At 42.5% G+C, this 15,443-nt stretch carries 12 protein-coding genes and 2 pseudogenes; 3 read left to right on the plus strand and 11 right to left on the minus strand.

Going from position 1 to position 15,443, the window contains the following annotated elements:
* Nucleotides 1-120 precede the first annotated feature (120 nt).
* A pseudogene (locus H6F92_RS17440) lies at nucleotides 121-243 on the minus strand (IS1/IS1595 family N-terminal zinc-binding domain-containing protein); the annotation flags it as partial.
* A gap of 389 nt (nucleotides 244-632) precedes the next feature.
* On the minus strand, nucleotides 633-1,703 hold the full coding sequence (gene hypE / locus H6F92_RS17445) for a hydrogenase expression/formation protein HypE (RefSeq protein ID WP_190358874.1): 1,071 nt from the start codon (nucleotides 1,701-1,703) through the stop codon (nucleotides 633-635).
* Nucleotides 1,704-2,052: 349 nt separating this feature from the next.
* Here hypE and H6F92_RS17450 point away from each other — a divergent pair, with 349 nt between their 5' ends.
* Nucleotides 2,053-2,952, plus strand: coding sequence for a hypothetical protein (locus tag H6F92_RS17450; protein ID WP_190358875.1), 900 nt, complete (start codon nucleotides 2,053-2,055; stop codon nucleotides 2,950-2,952).
* Between the two features lie 67 nt (nucleotides 2,953-3,019).
* Complete coding sequence (gene recG, locus H6F92_RS17455; RefSeq protein ID WP_190358876.1) at nucleotides 3,020-5,488, plus strand: ATP-dependent DNA helicase RecG; 2,469 nt, start codon at nucleotides 3,020-3,022, stop codon at nucleotides 5,486-5,488.
* 542 nt (nucleotides 5,489-6,030) lie between these two features.
* On the opposite strand, the gene H6F92_RS17460 is transcribed toward recG, so the two are convergent.
* The 5 genes from H6F92_RS17460 to hcp form a co-directional block, all read right to left on the minus strand.
* The gene (locus H6F92_RS17460) at nucleotides 6,031-6,579 is read right to left on the minus strand and encodes an NADH-quinone oxidoreductase subunit B family protein (protein ID WP_002740992.1); all 549 of its coding nucleotides are present in this window, start codon (nucleotides 6,577-6,579) and stop codon (nucleotides 6,031-6,033) included.
* A gap of 46 nt (nucleotides 6,580-6,625) precedes the next feature.
* On the minus strand, nucleotides 6,626-7,090 hold the full coding sequence (locus tag H6F92_RS17465) for a hypothetical protein (protein ID WP_242030176.1): 465 nt from the start codon (nucleotides 7,088-7,090) through the stop codon (nucleotides 6,626-6,628).
* Nucleotides 7,091-7,094: 4 nt separating this feature from the next.
* Nucleotides 7,095-7,493 carry a hypothetical protein gene (locus H6F92_RS17470; protein ID WP_190358878.1) on the minus strand — a complete coding sequence of 133 codons (399 nt, stop codon included), beginning with the start codon at nucleotides 7,491-7,493 and terminating at the stop codon, nucleotides 7,095-7,097.
* Nucleotides 7,494-7,499: 6 nt separating this feature from the next.
* Nucleotides 7,500-8,216: a bidirectional hydrogenase complex protein HoxU gene (hoxU, locus tag H6F92_RS17475; RefSeq protein ID WP_190358879.1), complete on the minus strand. Its 717-nt coding sequence runs from the start codon at nucleotides 8,214-8,216 to the stop codon at nucleotides 7,500-7,502.
* A gap of 85 nt (nucleotides 8,217-8,301) precedes the next feature.
* Nucleotides 8,302-9,930 (minus strand): hydroxylamine reductase, encoded by a 1,629-nt coding sequence (gene hcp / locus H6F92_RS17480; RefSeq protein WP_190358880.1) that lies wholly within the window; start codon nucleotides 9,928-9,930, stop codon nucleotides 8,302-8,304.
* 789 nt (nucleotides 9,931-10,719) lie between these two features.
* On the opposite strand from hcp, the gene H6F92_RS17485 reads away from it, so the two are divergent.
* Nucleotides 10,720-11,496, plus strand: coding sequence for a DUF5131 family protein (locus H6F92_RS17485; protein ID WP_190358881.1), 777 nt, complete (start codon nucleotides 10,720-10,722; stop codon nucleotides 11,494-11,496).
* On the opposite strand, the gene tcmP is transcribed toward H6F92_RS17485, so the two are convergent.
* The 4 genes and pseudogenes from tcmP to H6F92_RS26185 all read right to left on the minus strand — a co-directional run.
* Nucleotides 11,486-12,073, minus strand: a complete 588-nt coding sequence (gene tcmP, locus H6F92_RS17490; RefSeq protein WP_242030177.1) for a three-Cys-motif partner protein TcmP — start codon at nucleotides 12,071-12,073, stop codon at nucleotides 11,486-11,488. The genes H6F92_RS17485 and tcmP overlap by 11 nt on opposite strands.
* A 372-nt stretch (nucleotides 12,074-12,445) precedes the next feature.
* Nucleotides 12,446-13,048: a three-Cys-motif partner protein TcmP gene (locus H6F92_RS17495; RefSeq protein WP_242030178.1), complete on the minus strand. Its 603-nt coding sequence runs from the start codon at nucleotides 13,046-13,048 to the stop codon at nucleotides 12,446-12,448.
* 143 nt (nucleotides 13,049-13,191) lie between these two features.
* Complete coding sequence (gene chlP / locus H6F92_RS17500; protein WP_190358882.1) at nucleotides 13,192-14,409, minus strand: geranylgeranyl reductase; 1,218 nt, start codon at nucleotides 14,407-14,409, stop codon at nucleotides 13,192-13,194.
* Nucleotides 14,410-15,273: 864 nt separating this feature from the next.
* A pseudogene (locus tag H6F92_RS26185) lies at nucleotides 15,274-15,432 on the minus strand (IS200/IS605 family accessory protein TnpB-related protein); the annotation flags it as partial.
* Nucleotides 15,433-15,443: the final 11 nt, after the last annotated feature.

Below are 15,443 nucleotides of genomic sequence, written 5' to 3' on the forward strand. Positions count from 1 at the left end.
CCTCGAATGGAAATTTTTTCTTTCTTCCAGACATCGATAATTTTTTGGCGAAAATCTACGGAATAGGGTCTCATAGGAAGCTGGTAAGTTCTATTATTTGTCTATTTGCTTTCTATTGTACCTCATAGCTCCAAGAATTGCTATAAATTGTCTTCCACAGTTCACACAAATATAGTTCTGTTTTCCTTTTTTATGACCATTTTTATTGATATGATTGGATTGACATTCAGGACATTCCCTAATTTCTGAGCTTGATCAGGGTTATTTTTGGGAGATATCCTTCCTCCTTAATCATACCCTAAATCAGCAATGCCTTATATTCTACAGACTCTTTTCTTATTTTTTTCTGCCTTTCTTAAGTATTAATACTCATGGCATAAGTGAGATGCTCCCGATCACTGATCAGTGATCAGGGAAATTTCAACTAAAACCCCAAAACCCCAAAAACCCAACTATTTGAGGGTTCAAAAACCGCAAAAATAAGGATTAAATTGCCTAAAATCTGTAAATAGACCATTTAATTGACTATTATTCATTCTTAATTCTCCTGACTCCTAACCCCTAACTCCTGACTCCTGACTCCTGACTCCTGACTCCTAACCCTAACAACAAACGTTTTCAGCAAACCCTAATTAGCATATTCTCGGTAATTGTTCACCTACTAACATATCGAGAATCCTTTGAGTGCCGAAAGGGGTTTTTAAGTAAACTAAATTGGGGGGAGAAGCGACGACTTCCCCGATACAAACGGCATTTTTACCGTCAGGATGGGAACGCATCACTGCTAAAACGCGATTTTCTGCCTCTGGAGGCACTACAAGGACTAATTTGCCCTCATTTGCCAGATAAAGCGGTTCTAATCCCAATAATTCGCACATTCCTCGCACTTCTTCCCGGATGGGGAGTGCCGTTTCCTGCACCTGTATTCCCACCCCTGAACTTTGGGCAAATTCGTTTAAAACCGTGGCTAATCCGCCCCTAGTGGCATCACGCATCGCTTTAACTTGCGGGCAAACTGCCAGAATTGCAGAAATTAAAGAATTCAGTGCTTGACAATCGCTTTCAATTGTGCATTGTAGGTCTAATTCGCCCCTAGCAATCAGAATGGCGGCACCGTGATCCCCCAGAAAACCGTTCAGCAAAATGCGATCGCCAACTTGTAAATTATTCGCCCCGGAATTGATTCCAGCCGGAATTACTCCCACTCCAGAGGTGTTAATAAATATTTGATCCCCTTGTCCCCTGGCAACGACTTTTGTATCCCCGGTGACGATTTTTACCGCTGCTTTGTCGGCGGCTATTTTCATGCTGGTAACGATGGTTTTTAGGGTGTCGATAGATAAACCTTCTTCGAGGATAAAACTACAACTGAGATAGAGAGGAATTGCCCCACCGACAGCCAAATCATTAACGGTTCCATTGACTGCTAAACTGCCAATATCACCCCCCGGAAAGAATAGGGGAGAAACCACATAGGAATCGGTGGTAAATGCCAAGCGATCGCCTATTTTAGCTAAATCTTTCATCTCAAATCGGGCTTGATCTTCAAGGGGTGCCAGTAGGTTATTATCAAAGTTACTAACGAATATCTCGTTAATTAAATCCCGCATTGCTCTGCCACCACTGCCATGGGAGAGAGTGATATTTGTGTCGGTAATTTTGTTTTTTTTTAATCTTAAAGAAGCGGAAGGATTGCTAGTCATAAATTTGAGTACAGCAGTTATCTTGATGGTGAGGTAGAAAGTTTTCGTTTTGGCGAGTCGGTGGTCGATAGCAAATTAGGTTACACTTTATCTTGATCAGAAACGGTGTCATAGCTTACTGCTAGATTATCTTCATGGGTTTCTGATATTTCTGGCACTTTTTCTCAAGTTAAGTGCAAGGCTTGGGCAATTTGTTCTAAAGTTGAACCTAAAGCCGATAAACCCAGCACAGATTCCAGTTTACCTTCTTTTCGTCTAAACATTTCCCCCATGTCAGGGTGCTATAGCTGACAGTGAGTCGCTATAATAGAATTCGCCGATCGCTAACTTCTCCCTCGGTAAAATTTCTATGACTGGAAGACTGAACAAGCTACAACAAGATTTAAAGAACATAGAAACGGAAGTGGCAAATTTAGCCGAAAGAATGCGGGAAAAATACCGAATTTATCTTGATTTACTCGGTGAATCTCTCTATAAACAGGCGATCGGGGCAGTGTATTATATCTGTACCCGTTACTATGGGGGGGAATTTCTGGCTCTCTCCCACAGCAATCGTCAGAAACTACAAGAGGAGATCAAAGCTCTAGGACAAGAGGCTAAAGCCAGTTTACAGCAATTGGGTGAGCGGAGCTTCGCTCGAGGCGCATTTTCAGGGGTAGGATTCTCTAAAAGTCCAGCAGAGACAGTTAACACCCCAGATTTCTTGAAACTTTTTCTAAACAAACCGGAAAATCTAGCCGCAACTGGAGAGATTAATAACCCCGATATTTTACTTTATTGTTGTCGAGTGCTGGAAAAAAACTGTATCGAGATTCTCAATCATATCTCTAGACAAATTAATCAGCAACTACAAAAAGCTTATATTCTTCCCCCTCATCTACCGAGTCAAATTCTCGATATGGCAATTCAAGCGGGAGAAGAGGGACAATCCCTAGGTGGAGGAAATAATATGTTAAACATTTTAGTAGAAGCTAAAAACCCTGAACCAGAGGAAGAAAAAGATGAAGATGAAGATGAAGATGATGGGGATGATCATGATTTTTCAAGTGGCAAAGTCACTAAAGTAACGGCAATTCATCTACGAATGGCTGAACTGGAATTTGCTGACACGCGCTTAAGTGTCGAAAGAAATCAAATTCGCTCCCTTTGGGAACAATTAAATCGTCTAGGTAAACAATATCATCACCTTCGCAAAGAATATACTATTGCTCAAGCGGAAGCGGCGTGGCGCAGTAGTTGGTATGATTAATCAGTTATGATCAAACAGAGGTATTAGGGAAACATAATACTAGGAAATTTGGAGTCAAGAGACAATTATGAAAGGGGAAATACCCGACTGGGTGAGATTACAAAAAGCCTTATCTGTAGAAGCGGAAAAAGGTTATCCCGATCTTCAGGGAAATCAGTACCGTTTTAGCGAGTTTTTCTGTCTTAGTTTCGGGGATAATCCTCCCGTGGGAATTTCCACCAGTGAGAGAAATCGCTGGCGAGAATTAGCCCAAAAATTTGCCCAATATTCCCAATTTGATTCTAAACAAAGACAACAATTAGTCACCGAAACTCGCAATTTTTTGCAACAATTACGGCAAACTTTAGAAGCAGCCCCCACCCCAAAAGAACCAGCTGCGGCGAAAATTATTAATACTACTCCCATCACGACAAAGGCTAATTCTCCACGGCAAGTCACCCTCGAACAACCCTTGAAATATCTAGCGGAAGTGGGAGAGAGAAAAGCCAGTCTTTTAGAAAGATTAAACCTCCACAAAGTTGAAGATTTATTATATTATTATCCCCGGGATCATGTGGATTACAGTCGTCAAGTCAATATCGCTAATTTAACCGAGGGGGAAACGGTAACTTTAGTGGGGAATGTCAAGCGCTGTAATTGTTTTAATAGCCCCAAAAATACCAAGTTAGCTATCTTTGAATTGCTCTTACAGGATCGCACTGGACAGATAAAATTAAACCGTTTCTATGCGGGAACTCGCTATACTAATCGAGCTTGGCAAGAAGGACAAAAAAAACTCTATCCCGTCGGTTCGGTGGTGGCGGTTAGTGGTTTAGTTAAAGCGGGTAAATATGGGTTAACTTTAGAAAATCCTGAATTTGAATTATTAGACAGTTCTGGGGCAAGTATTGAGTCCTTAAAAATCGGGCGTATCCTGCCGGTTTATCCCCTCACCGATGGAGTACCCGCCGACCTAATTAGGAAGGCTGTAGTCGCCGCTTTTGGGGCAGTAGAGGCGATAAAAGACCCCCTACCTTTTGGTCTAAGAAAACAATACGGATTAATCGATTTAAAAACAGCAATTACTAACATTCATTTCCCCAATAATTCCGAGATTCTCAGTCAAGCTCGACGGCGATTAGTCTTTGATGAATTCTTCTTTTTGCAATTGGGTTTTCTGCGGCGGCGGCAACAGTATCGTCAGACACAGAAAAGTGCTATTTTTAGTGCTAGGGGTCAACTAATTGAGCAATTTAATCAGATAATTCCCTTTCAATTAACCAATGCTCAAAAACGAGTTATTGAGGAAATTTTAGAGGATTTAGATTCTAGCACCCCGATGAATCGTCTTGTGCAGGGGGATGTGGGTTCTGGCAAAACAATTGTCGGAGTTTATGCCATTTTAGCGGCTCTACAATCCGGTTATCAAGCGGCATTAATGGCTCCCACGGAAGTTTTAGCAGAACAACATTATCGTAAGTTAGTTAGCTGGTTTAATCTCTTACATTTACCCGTAGAATTATTAACTGGTTCCACAAAAACCGCTAAACGGCGAGAAATTCATGCCCAATTAGAGACAGGAGAATTACCACTTTTAGTGGGAACTCATGCCCTAATTCAAGATGCAGTTAATTTCCGCAAATTGGGGTTAGTTGTTATTGATGAACAGCATCGCTTTGGGGTACAACAAAGGGCAAGATTATTAAGCAAAGGAGAGTCTCCCCACGTTTTAACCATGACAGCAACACCGATTCCCCGTACTTTAGCTTTAACCCTGCATGGGGATTTAGATGTGAGTCAAATTGACGAGTTACCCCCCGGCAGGCAACCGATTCAAACCACCGCTTTAAATGGGAATCAAAGAAGGGCTGCCTATGATTTAATTCGCCGTGAAATTGCCCAAGGCAGACAAGCTTATGTGATTTTTCCCTTGATTGAAGAATCGGAAAAATTAGATGTGAGGGCTGCGGTGGAAGAATATCAAAATCTATCAGAAAAGATTTTTCCCAATTTTAATATCGGTTTACTCCATGGTCGCATGAGTTCCGCCGAAAAAGAGGAAATCTTAACAGCTTTTCGCGATAATATTCTGCAAATTATTGTCTCAACTACGGTTATCGAAGTGGGGGTGGATGTTCCCAATGCCACGGTGATGTTAATTGAAAATGCCGAACGTTTTGGCCTTTCACAATTACATCAATTACGGGGGCGCGTAGGCAGAGGTTCCCATCAATCCTATTGTTTACTTTTAAGTGGCACTAATAGTGCTAATTCTCGTCAAAGATTGACGGTTTTGGAACAATCCCAAGACGGCTTTTTTATCTCGGAAATGGATATGCGATTTCGCGGTCCGGGGGAAGTTTTAGGACAACGACAATCGGGTTTACCAGATTTTGCCCTCGCTAGTTTAGTCGAGGATCAAGAGGTGTTAGTTTTGGCAAGAGATGCCGCCGAAAAAATTATGTTAGATGATCCCCATTTAATCACTTTGCCCAACTTGAAACAAGCTTTAGAAGCCAAATATCAACGGATGTTAGGAGCGGATATTTTAACTTGATTTAGATGTTCAGTGATCAGTAATACTAAATCCAGTTATTAAAAACTGATTATTTATTCTCCGTTTTGCAGGAGTGCCTCTCTTGATATGTAGCCCATACTCAACGGATTTAGTATTACTTTCGATTTTATCACTCAATCCAAGCCTTTGGGGGGTTCTACCCCCCAAACCCCCCGTTGGGGGCGTGGCGCCGCCCCCAAACCCCCCGCGCATTAGTTTTTTGGTGGGATGCTTACACGCAGCCGCTGACTCATCTGTAATAATTTAGGAGTCACTCCGCTTGCAGGAGTGCCTCTCCTGATCTGTAGCCTATACTCAGCAGATTTAGTATAATCAGTAAACAGTAATCAGCGAAAAGACAGCAGCAAACTGGCATTTGATCAGGCTCACCTAATACATACTGCTCATTCAAAACTTAAAACTCAAAACTTAAAACTCAAATCTTAAAACTCAAATCTTAAAACTCAAATCTTATAACTGATAACTGATAACTGATAACTGATAACTGATAACTGATAACTGATAACTGATAACTGATTCAATTAACCAAATTTAATCATTTCTCGTCCTGCCATCACCGGTAATTCCCCTTTTAAAATCGGAATCAGTGTCTCGCGAATTCTGTCCGCATCGGGGGGACAACCCGGCATAAAAATATCGATGGGAATGACTTGATGGACGGGCAGCACTTGATCTAATAATTCGGGAACGATACCGGGTTCTTCTGGTAGTTGAGGTGTGTTATCTCCTAACTCTAAATAAGCTCTTTTTAGCACGGGATCGGCAGTTCCTAACATATTCCGCATAGCGGGAACGTTAGCAGTCACAGCGCAATCACCAAAAGAAACGACGGTTTTGGTATTTTGACGGACTAGATGAATTAGTTCTAAATTATCCTGATTAGCGATCGCTCCTTCCACTAAACAGACATCGACATTTTCCGGATAGGTTTTCAGATCGCAGCCAACGGGACTATACACCACGTCAACTTTTTCGGCTAATTCTAACAGCCATTCGTCCAAATCGAGGAAGGACATATGGCATCCCGAACAACCAGCTAACCAGACAGTAGCGAAGCGAATTTTAGACATAATTTTAATTCCTTGTTTGTTAGGTTTGGGCAATAGTGATTACTAGCTAATAGAAAAGCGGCTGTTTACCGAGGGGAGGGTTTTTGCCTGTCTCGACAAGTTCCTGATTATCTGCAATTAAAGAAAAAAGATCGATCCCCTTCCATTCTTGCAAAAATTCACAGATTAGCTGTGGTGTCCAATTTTCACCTCTAAAAAACTTAAATTTTTTCGTGTGGACATTGAGAAAAAAATGCAAGATATTACATTGATCCTGCGCCCCGAAAATAGTCCCCTTGACTGTCCAATTATCCACACTACTGGCGTAATCCTCGATCGCCCGATCTGCCGCCGCCACACGCTCTCGGTATTGATCACAGAATTGAGGAAGCATCTGGGGAAATCGCCCAACTTCGGCGAAAAGTTCGATCGCGGACCAAGCTAAATTGGTTGGTTGAGATTGATAATCCAGCAGGGATAGACAGCGATCCAAGGCTTGCAGAAAGATCTGTTCGAGATTTGTATCATTCATAACATTATTGATTCCCTTGACGCAGTAGGACAGACCAACCATATTGAGCTTGAGCGATTTCGTGAGCAGAAGGCTGATTCATACCCTGATTGATCACTAAATCCGATTCTAAGATTTCGTGTTGTAGAAAGACACGATCAATCGCCGTTCCCTGTCCTCGCGCCATCCGCAACCACGCCTTTGCCATATCAATACTAGGCCAAAATTCATGCTGACTGACACCGCTACCGAAAGCGTAGTCCTTTGCTCGTTGAGTTTCCTGAGCAGAAATACCGCAGTAATCGGAAATCAAGCGAATATCTTCATTCATCCCCATAATCTCGTCATACAGAGCCATTTCCGCCCGCAGATACTTGGCATAAATACCTAGATGTCCCCAACGAGCGTTTTGAGAATCTACCATTTTTCGCTAACGCGTCCATTGGTGTTCAGTCCTGGCGTTAACTAAAAATTCCAACTTCGATCGATCTTCCTCTTTTTCAGAAACGGCGGAACCCTTGCGGAATATGGCTCCCGTTGGACAAGCGGCAACACATTTGCCGCAGGAAGTACAGGCAGAAACGCTGCCCCAAGGCTGATCCATTCCCGCGATAATTTTATCTTTTTCGCCGCGATAAGCCAGATCCCAAACGTGCGCCCCTTCAATTTCATCACAGACTCGTACACAACGGGTACAGAGAACACAACGATTATGATCGATACCAAAAAGATCATGGGAAATATCCACTTCTCGCTTGGGAAAACGGTAGGGAAAACGACTATGATCCATACCCACTTCGATGGCTAAATCTTGTAATTCACAGTTACCATTAGCCACACAAACCGCACAAACGTGATTACCTTCAGCGAATAATAATTCCACTGTCATGCGGCGATATTCTTTCAGTTTTGGGGTATCGGTATGGACCACCATTCCTTCCGCCACTTCCGTTACACAGGCAGGTAATAATTTATTAATACCTTCAATTTCTACCAAACATAAGCGACAGGCAGCTACTTCGGAAACCCCATCCAGATGACAGAGGGCGGGAATTTTTATTCCTACCTGACTAGCTGCCGCCAGAACTCGCGAACCTGCTTCGATCGCTACATCTTTGCCATCAATGCTTAAAGTGATTACGGACATAAAAATTATTCTCCTTGAGGATAATATCCCTCTCCTTCCCATAGGCCACAATTTGTGGCCAAGGGTGGGATTTTTACAGAAAGTTTTAACCTAGACAATCGGCTAAGTCTTTTGCGGGGGTGGTAATCGGCTGCAGGTGATAGGTATCGGAGAGGAATTTCAGGACGTTAGGGGAGATAAATGCCGGTAAAGTTGGTCCCAGACGGATATTTTGCATACCTAGATGCAGCAGGGTGAGCAGTACAGCGATCGCTTTTTGTTCGTACCAAGAGATAATTAGGGAGAGGGGAATCTCATTGACGCTAACGTTAAAAGCGTTGGCTAATCCTAGGGCGATTTTGATGGCACTATAGGCATCGTTACATTGTCCCACGTCCATTAGCCGGGGTAATCCTTCGATAGTACCTAATTGTTTGTCGAAAAAGCGGAATTTTCCACAGGCAAGGGTTAAAACGATGCAATCTTCGGGAACTTGTTCCACAAATTCGGTGTAGTAATTGCGATCGGGTTTTGCCCCATCGCAGCCGCCAACTAGGAAGAAGTGACGGATTTTACCCTGTTTAAGGGCATCAACCACCGTATCAGCGACACTAAGAACGGTATTGTGGGCAAATCCCACCATTACCTGCCGAGGTTCGCTTATTTCAGTAAATCCGGGCAATGACTGCGCTTTAGCAATCACGGGACTAAAATCGATCGCACCGTCCACTGTTTCTAAGCGGTTAATATGGGCATAACCCACAGGTCCGAGGGTAAAGAGTTTACTTTCATAGTTTTCGTGGGGGGGCATGAGACAATTAGTAGTTAAAACTATTGCCCCCGGAAATTTAGCAAATTCCTTAGTTTGATTTTGCCAGGCGGTGCCATAATGACCGTAGAGATGGGGATATTTTTCTTTGAGTTTTGGATAACCGTGGGCGGGTAATAATTCTCCGTGGGTATAGACTGTTATCCCAGTATTGGCAGTTTGTGCCAGTAAAGCCGCTAATTGTTTAATATCATGGCCGGAGACTAAAATGGCTTTGCCTAGACGCGGATTTAAGGGAACATTTGTCGGTATGGGATGACCGTAGGTTTCGGTATGACCTTGATCTAATAATTCCATAGCCCGCAGGTTTGCTGCCCCAACTTTTAGACAGATTGCCACCCAATCATTCAGGTTTAAATCTCCCCGATCAATCGCCGCTAAAGTCTCTTGGATAACCTGATAAACCGAGTCATCCTCTTGACCTAATTCCTGAGCGTGGAAAGTATAGGAAGCCAGACCTTTAACTCCGTAGATAGCGGTTAACTTTAGGGAAAAAATATCGAGGTCTTGCACTTTTTCAATTAGTTCTAAGGATACTTCTTGACCTTGGCTAACTAGACTCTCATTAAAATTAGGCTGATAGTTGGCAAGTGCAGACCAGTCCAGCGATCCCAATTGTGCTTTTAAATTTTCCCGAATCTCTAAACAACGCTGAATATAATCAGTAAAACGCCGTTGATCAAAGTTAACATTGGTCATGGTGGCGAAAAGCGCCTCACAGGTAAAAATATCAGCTTCGCAAGTAGATATCGCCGCTTCTTTGGCTTTTAAAACCACCGATGCTAATCCCCGCAGACAATAAACTAATAAGTCTTGAACAGCGTTGACTTCAGGACTTTTTCCACAGGCTCCCCACTGATGACAACCATTACCACTAGCGGTTTGTTCGCATTGTTCACAAAACATAAGTTTTCTCTCTTTTTTTCAGTAGATTGACAGATTGTCGCGATTTGTTCTACTAAATTGAATCCCGCTTTTCTGAAAGTCAGTTATCAGCCTCCAACTAGCCCGAATTATGGATTTTACGACTGCAAAGCTTGTCTTGATAGCTTCTAAGCTAAGACGTATTTAAATCGCTTATTCTTAGATTAGCCGAATCTCCCCCAATCCCTTTACTGTTGCAAGAGTGCAAGTCAACAAGCAATTTAAATTACGAACAGCTTACTCTCTGAACTATGTTTTTATTCTCTCACCCTTTTTGCCGGTTGAGTTCTGATTTTAGATTTCCTCAAGAATTACCGATTAAACAATTATTTAGGGTCTGCTGAAAAAGTTTTTCCTGGGGGCAGGGTGTGGGGTTTTACCGATTTTGAGGTAGTCAATTACCTAATTTTCAGGGAAAAAGTCCAGGAATTTTCCCCCTGATCACTCCCATGCCTGGCACTTTTGGATTTCAAAAAAGTCTAAAAGTCTTATCCAAAAAGGTTTTTAGATTTATTCAGCAAGCTCTACTTAGAGATTGCAGGTGGGGCGATCGCCGCTTAGATTTCATAGCACCGGCTATAACTTCGTAAGCGCCTGTTGTTTTCGTTAAACGATGTAATATTTTGTATACACCGCAACTCATTGACGATTGCGTAATCTAGAAAGTGAGTGCAGCGACAATTGTACTTGTCAAACAATGGTATAGTACAAGTAAATTGCTAATTATCGGCAGGTAGCGTCTGTCATAGATATAGCTTGTGGAGTTGAAATATGTCTAGTACACACACTGGTATTGAGTGGACTGATAAAACGTGGAATCCAACAACTGGGTGCGATAAAATTAGCACTGGCTGTCTGCATTGTTATGCCGAAGCTATTACACAGCGTTTTCCCAAAAACTTTCCCAATGGATTCACCTTAACTTTGCATCGAGAAAGATTGGAAGAACCCTTACGTTGGCGCACTCCCAGTCGAGTTTTTGTCAACTCAATGAGTGACCTTTTTCATGATGATGTGCCTCTCGACTTTATCAGACAAGTTTTCTCAGTTATTCATTCAACACCTTGGCATATATATCAGATTTTAACAAAGCGACAAAGCCGTCTAGGTGATTTAGCGTCTAAATTAGATTTTCCAGAAAACATTTGGCTAGGTGTATCTGTCGAGAACCAAAACCACATAGATCGGATTGAATATCTTCGGACAGTGCCTGTTTCAGTGCGTTTCATTTCCTGTGAGCCACTTTTAGGACCACTAGAACTTAATTTAACTGGCATTGATTGGGTTATTGTCGGCGGAGAATCCGGGCAAAAACATCGCCCGATGAAACTTGACTGGGCAAGGGATATCCGCGATCAATGTCAAAATTCAGGGGTAGCATTTTTTTTCAAACAAGTTGGGGGAAGGACACCGAAAGCAGGGGGTAGATTACTTGATGATAAAATCTGGGACGAGATGCCTAATGCCTGGAATCAGCATATCCAAAAATGGGGAAGTGTCCCACTTAAATCAGCGAGGCGTTCAGAAAAATTAGAGCTTATTGCTTAACTGGAAATGTAACCTTTAAATCATCCGCAAACGTTCCTTTTCGCCGTTTTTTGTCCTCGGGTGAATGTACTGTGATTTTTCCTTGAGATTCAAGATTGCTAAGGGCAGTTTTGTAATTCTTTTTAATGTACGGTTTTCCCTGATGATGCTGGTCGTAAATCTCTACCATCGTCATAGTTTTACCTGAAAAATTGTCCAACAACATAGATTCCAGTTGATCGAGAGGACGGGTTAGCTCAAAGAGTAACGGTTGTTGAAGAGTTGCAGGATTATACTCAAAAGATGGTACGCCCTGCGTCTGTTCAGAACTCTCTTTAGCCATTATCTCTTTCATAATTCCATAGCCTTTAGAATGCTTGCTTACAAAAATTAGGTGATGGCTAGTACGATTTCCCATTTCATGTCTGAAACGAAATGGAAGCACATATTTACCCCCCATTTCTTTCAAGGCTTCACAGATATATTCTACAACGGTTAACTCACGCTCTTGTGGAGTAAGTGTTTTCAATCGTTCGCGGAGTTGATCTGCTCCTACTTGTCCGAATAGCGCATTTATGTCTGGACTTCCCCCATACATAAATACTAAAAAATTAACAAAACCCTTACTGCAGGTCGCTTCTAAGAAAAAATTGAAAAGAGACTACTGGGTACATTTTTCACTTGAAAATGGCTGTACCGTTGACTGTATCTGGAGTAGAGCGATTCCGTAGAGTTGGCTGTATAGTGATCGCTAACCTGATTTTAACAGATAGTGTCATTAATCTCTAGAGTAAGGGATTCCCTCTGTAGCCATGTTTTTGCTGATTTTCTGCCCCGAAACAAGCTATAATGGTCTAAAGGTCAAATTTGAAAATTTTTGCCTCAAACCCTATCTGCGTAAGAACTTCAGGATTTTGTGTCCAGTAGTTCATTAGTATTTTATTGCTGTAACTCAGGCTCTGTAAGACTTTTAGCCATAGCTAGTATGTTTATACGGGGGAAGTCCAGTTATGTGTTCTTTGACTGCATCATTATTTAAACCCATGTTGATGCGATTGTAATTGAAGAAGAAGATGCAATCACAACCCCAATCTTTGACGACCGAATTAACAAGTTGAAGAGATAGCCCCTTGTAACCCCAAGGATCAACAAAAAATAAAGTGGGAACTAATTTCATGCTTTGGAAGATTTTAACTATGTCCTCTCCCACCTCATATTTTGATATTTGAGGGCGGTATTTTAAATTTTCTATGCCCGGAATTGAATCTATAGCTTGTTGAAGAGAATTAACATTTTCGACATCGGCATCGTTAAAGATCGATACCAGCATATTTCGCATATCTGTATCGGCGATGGCAGTTTCTAGAACCTTTACTGGGGTTGATTTTGAGCCATCTTTATATCGTCCGGCACCAGCAAAAAGGTCAACATAAGCGATTTTCTGGTTTGAAGACGATCCCTTCTTAACTTTTGAAATTATAACTTTTGCCCAAGCCCAGAAATATTTCTCAACAATCCTAGCTTTGATCAAGGACTGTTCTTTTTGCTCATTGAAGAAGGAATTTTCAGTCATATCCTAATATGTAGCCTATAATCAACGGATTTAGTATAACATACCTTATTTTTGTTTCAATTAGAGAAGATAGGAAGAAACAACCCAAAAGAAAACCCAACCACCGCCATGGGGAGATTGGGTTTTCTGGTTATCAATTGATTTTAAGGAGCTAAAGCGTTACCGCGCAGGAGAGAACCGATGGTTTTAGCAGTAATCTTCATCTGTACGAGAGGATTAGCGGGAACAACGGTTTTATAGAGATAACTGTCAAAAGTCATCTTCTGTACATCCTTATCGGAACACATTTCCACAAAAGCTTCCCGGGTGGCATCGGTACGGTAGAAAACTCGTTGCAGAATATCTAACACCAGATAGGTCATACCGTATTTCTTGTCCCAACGCTTGAGGTAGAGTTTTAACTCCTCCTCTGTGGGAATACTTTGGCCGCCGTTAGTGACTTCGACAATGGTTTCGGCACACATCCGCGCCGATTTAGCGGCGAAATAGATGCCTTCTCCCGAAGACTTGGTAACTGTTCCCGCAGCATCTCCCACCAGCGCCACACGACCAACTACACGACGAGGACGGGGATGTTCGGGGATGGGGTGAGCCTCCACGCGGATGATTTCGCCCCCTTCCAGACGACGGGCCGCGCGAGCGCGAATACCAGCTTGTAGGTCTTTAATCATGGCTTTATTGACCTTCATTGTGCCAGTACCGACGGCGACGTGATCGTATTTGGGGAATACCCAAGCGTAGAAGTCGGGGGATACGTCTTTTCCTACATACATTTCGGCCAGGTCTTCGTAGTAGGCCATTTTATCTTGGGGAAGACGGATGCGTTCTTGGAAAGCGATCGCATAGTTGTAATCCCCGGCATCAATAGCTTTGGCAATGCGGGAATTAGCACCGTCGGCACCGATAACCACATCCACCTTCAGAGATTTCATTTCTCCTTGGGAATTGCCGTGGGAGTGATCGGCGTAGTGTAGGGTGTAGGGATCGGTGCTATTGGTGGGAATGTCGAGACCGTAAACGGTTCCGTTGATTAAATGCGCTCCTAATTTATGGGCGCGTTCTCTCATAAAACCGTCGAGGACTTCCCGACGACACATACCGATATATTCGTCTTGATTATCGAGATTGATATCGACTTCGACGTTAGAGGGGGAGATCATTTTCATTTTTCTCACCCGGCGATCGATAATTTCAGGAGGTAGGTCAAATTCGCTCACCATACAGAGAGGAATCGCTCCACCACAGGGTTTAGCGTTATCTAATTTGCGTTCAAATAAATAGGTTTCAATGCCTGCTTTAGCTAATGTTTCTGCCGCCGAAGAACCGGCCGGCCCTGAACCCACAACAGCGACTCTTAACACTCAGGTTTTCTCCTACATACTTACGAGCGAGTACGCTTTGCAGTGTACCACAGGGGTTTAGCCGAAAGAAACGATATCCTCCGATTCTGCCCGATCTTGCAACAGTGCTTAACATCCTCTGTTACAAAAGTTTATTAGTATATAGGGTCTGCTGAAAAAGTTTTTCCTGGGGGTAGGAGTCGGTCGTCGGTCGTCGGTCGTCGGTCGTCAGTAGCCGGTCGTTTCAGGCTTTGTTGCCCTTGTTTTTTGTACCAAGCGATGTACTACAAGGAGAATAATGCAAGGTTTTTGAGGGTTCCAATCCGATTTTCTAGCACTAACATCGGATTTTAACAGGTCAAAAGCCTTATTTTAAAAGGGTTTTACCATTATTCAGCCAGCTCTATATAGCGTTTCCTAAGCTAGTGAGGTACACCTATTTTTCTTCCCTTTTGCCTCTTGCCTTTTGCATGAGTGCCTAAAACCCATAACTTTTGTACCTCAGCAGACTGAAAAACGCTATATATGTATTTCCTAATCAACTTTCGGACGAGATCGCAATCCCAGAGCTACTTAGGACTTGCTGAATAAATCTAAAAACCTTGTTGGATAACGCTTTTAGACTTTTTTTCCCTCAAAAAGTGCCCACCATTGGAGTGATCGGGGGGAAAATTCCGGGACTTTTTCCCTGAAAATTAGGTAATTGACCCCCTCAAAATCGGTAAAACCCTACACCCCACACCCCCCCTGCCCCCACGAAAAACTTTTTGCCGCAAACCCTAGCTAATTGCGTCGAATCACATTTTAAAAGGCAATTACTATAGTTAGCAAAAGTATAGTCAAATATAGACAGACTGAATTCCATTTCAGAAATTCCCTTCACTTTTACTTCGAGAGATTGATTCTCCTTGGGTGAACTACGCACCTCTCTATCCCATAGCGGTTAAACGCATTTGGGAATGCTTTTCGTAAAATGTTGTAGGAACCCATGACATCAGATTGAACCAGAATCCCCTTATCTGTACGATATAACCCTCGCGAAATTCAGTTTCCTG

Origin of the sequence: Microcystis wesenbergii FACHB-1317, assembly GCF_014696875.1 — a bacterium.
Classification (GTDB): Bacteria; Cyanobacteriota; Cyanobacteriia; order Cyanobacteriales; family Microcystaceae; genus Microcystis; species Microcystis wesenbergii_A.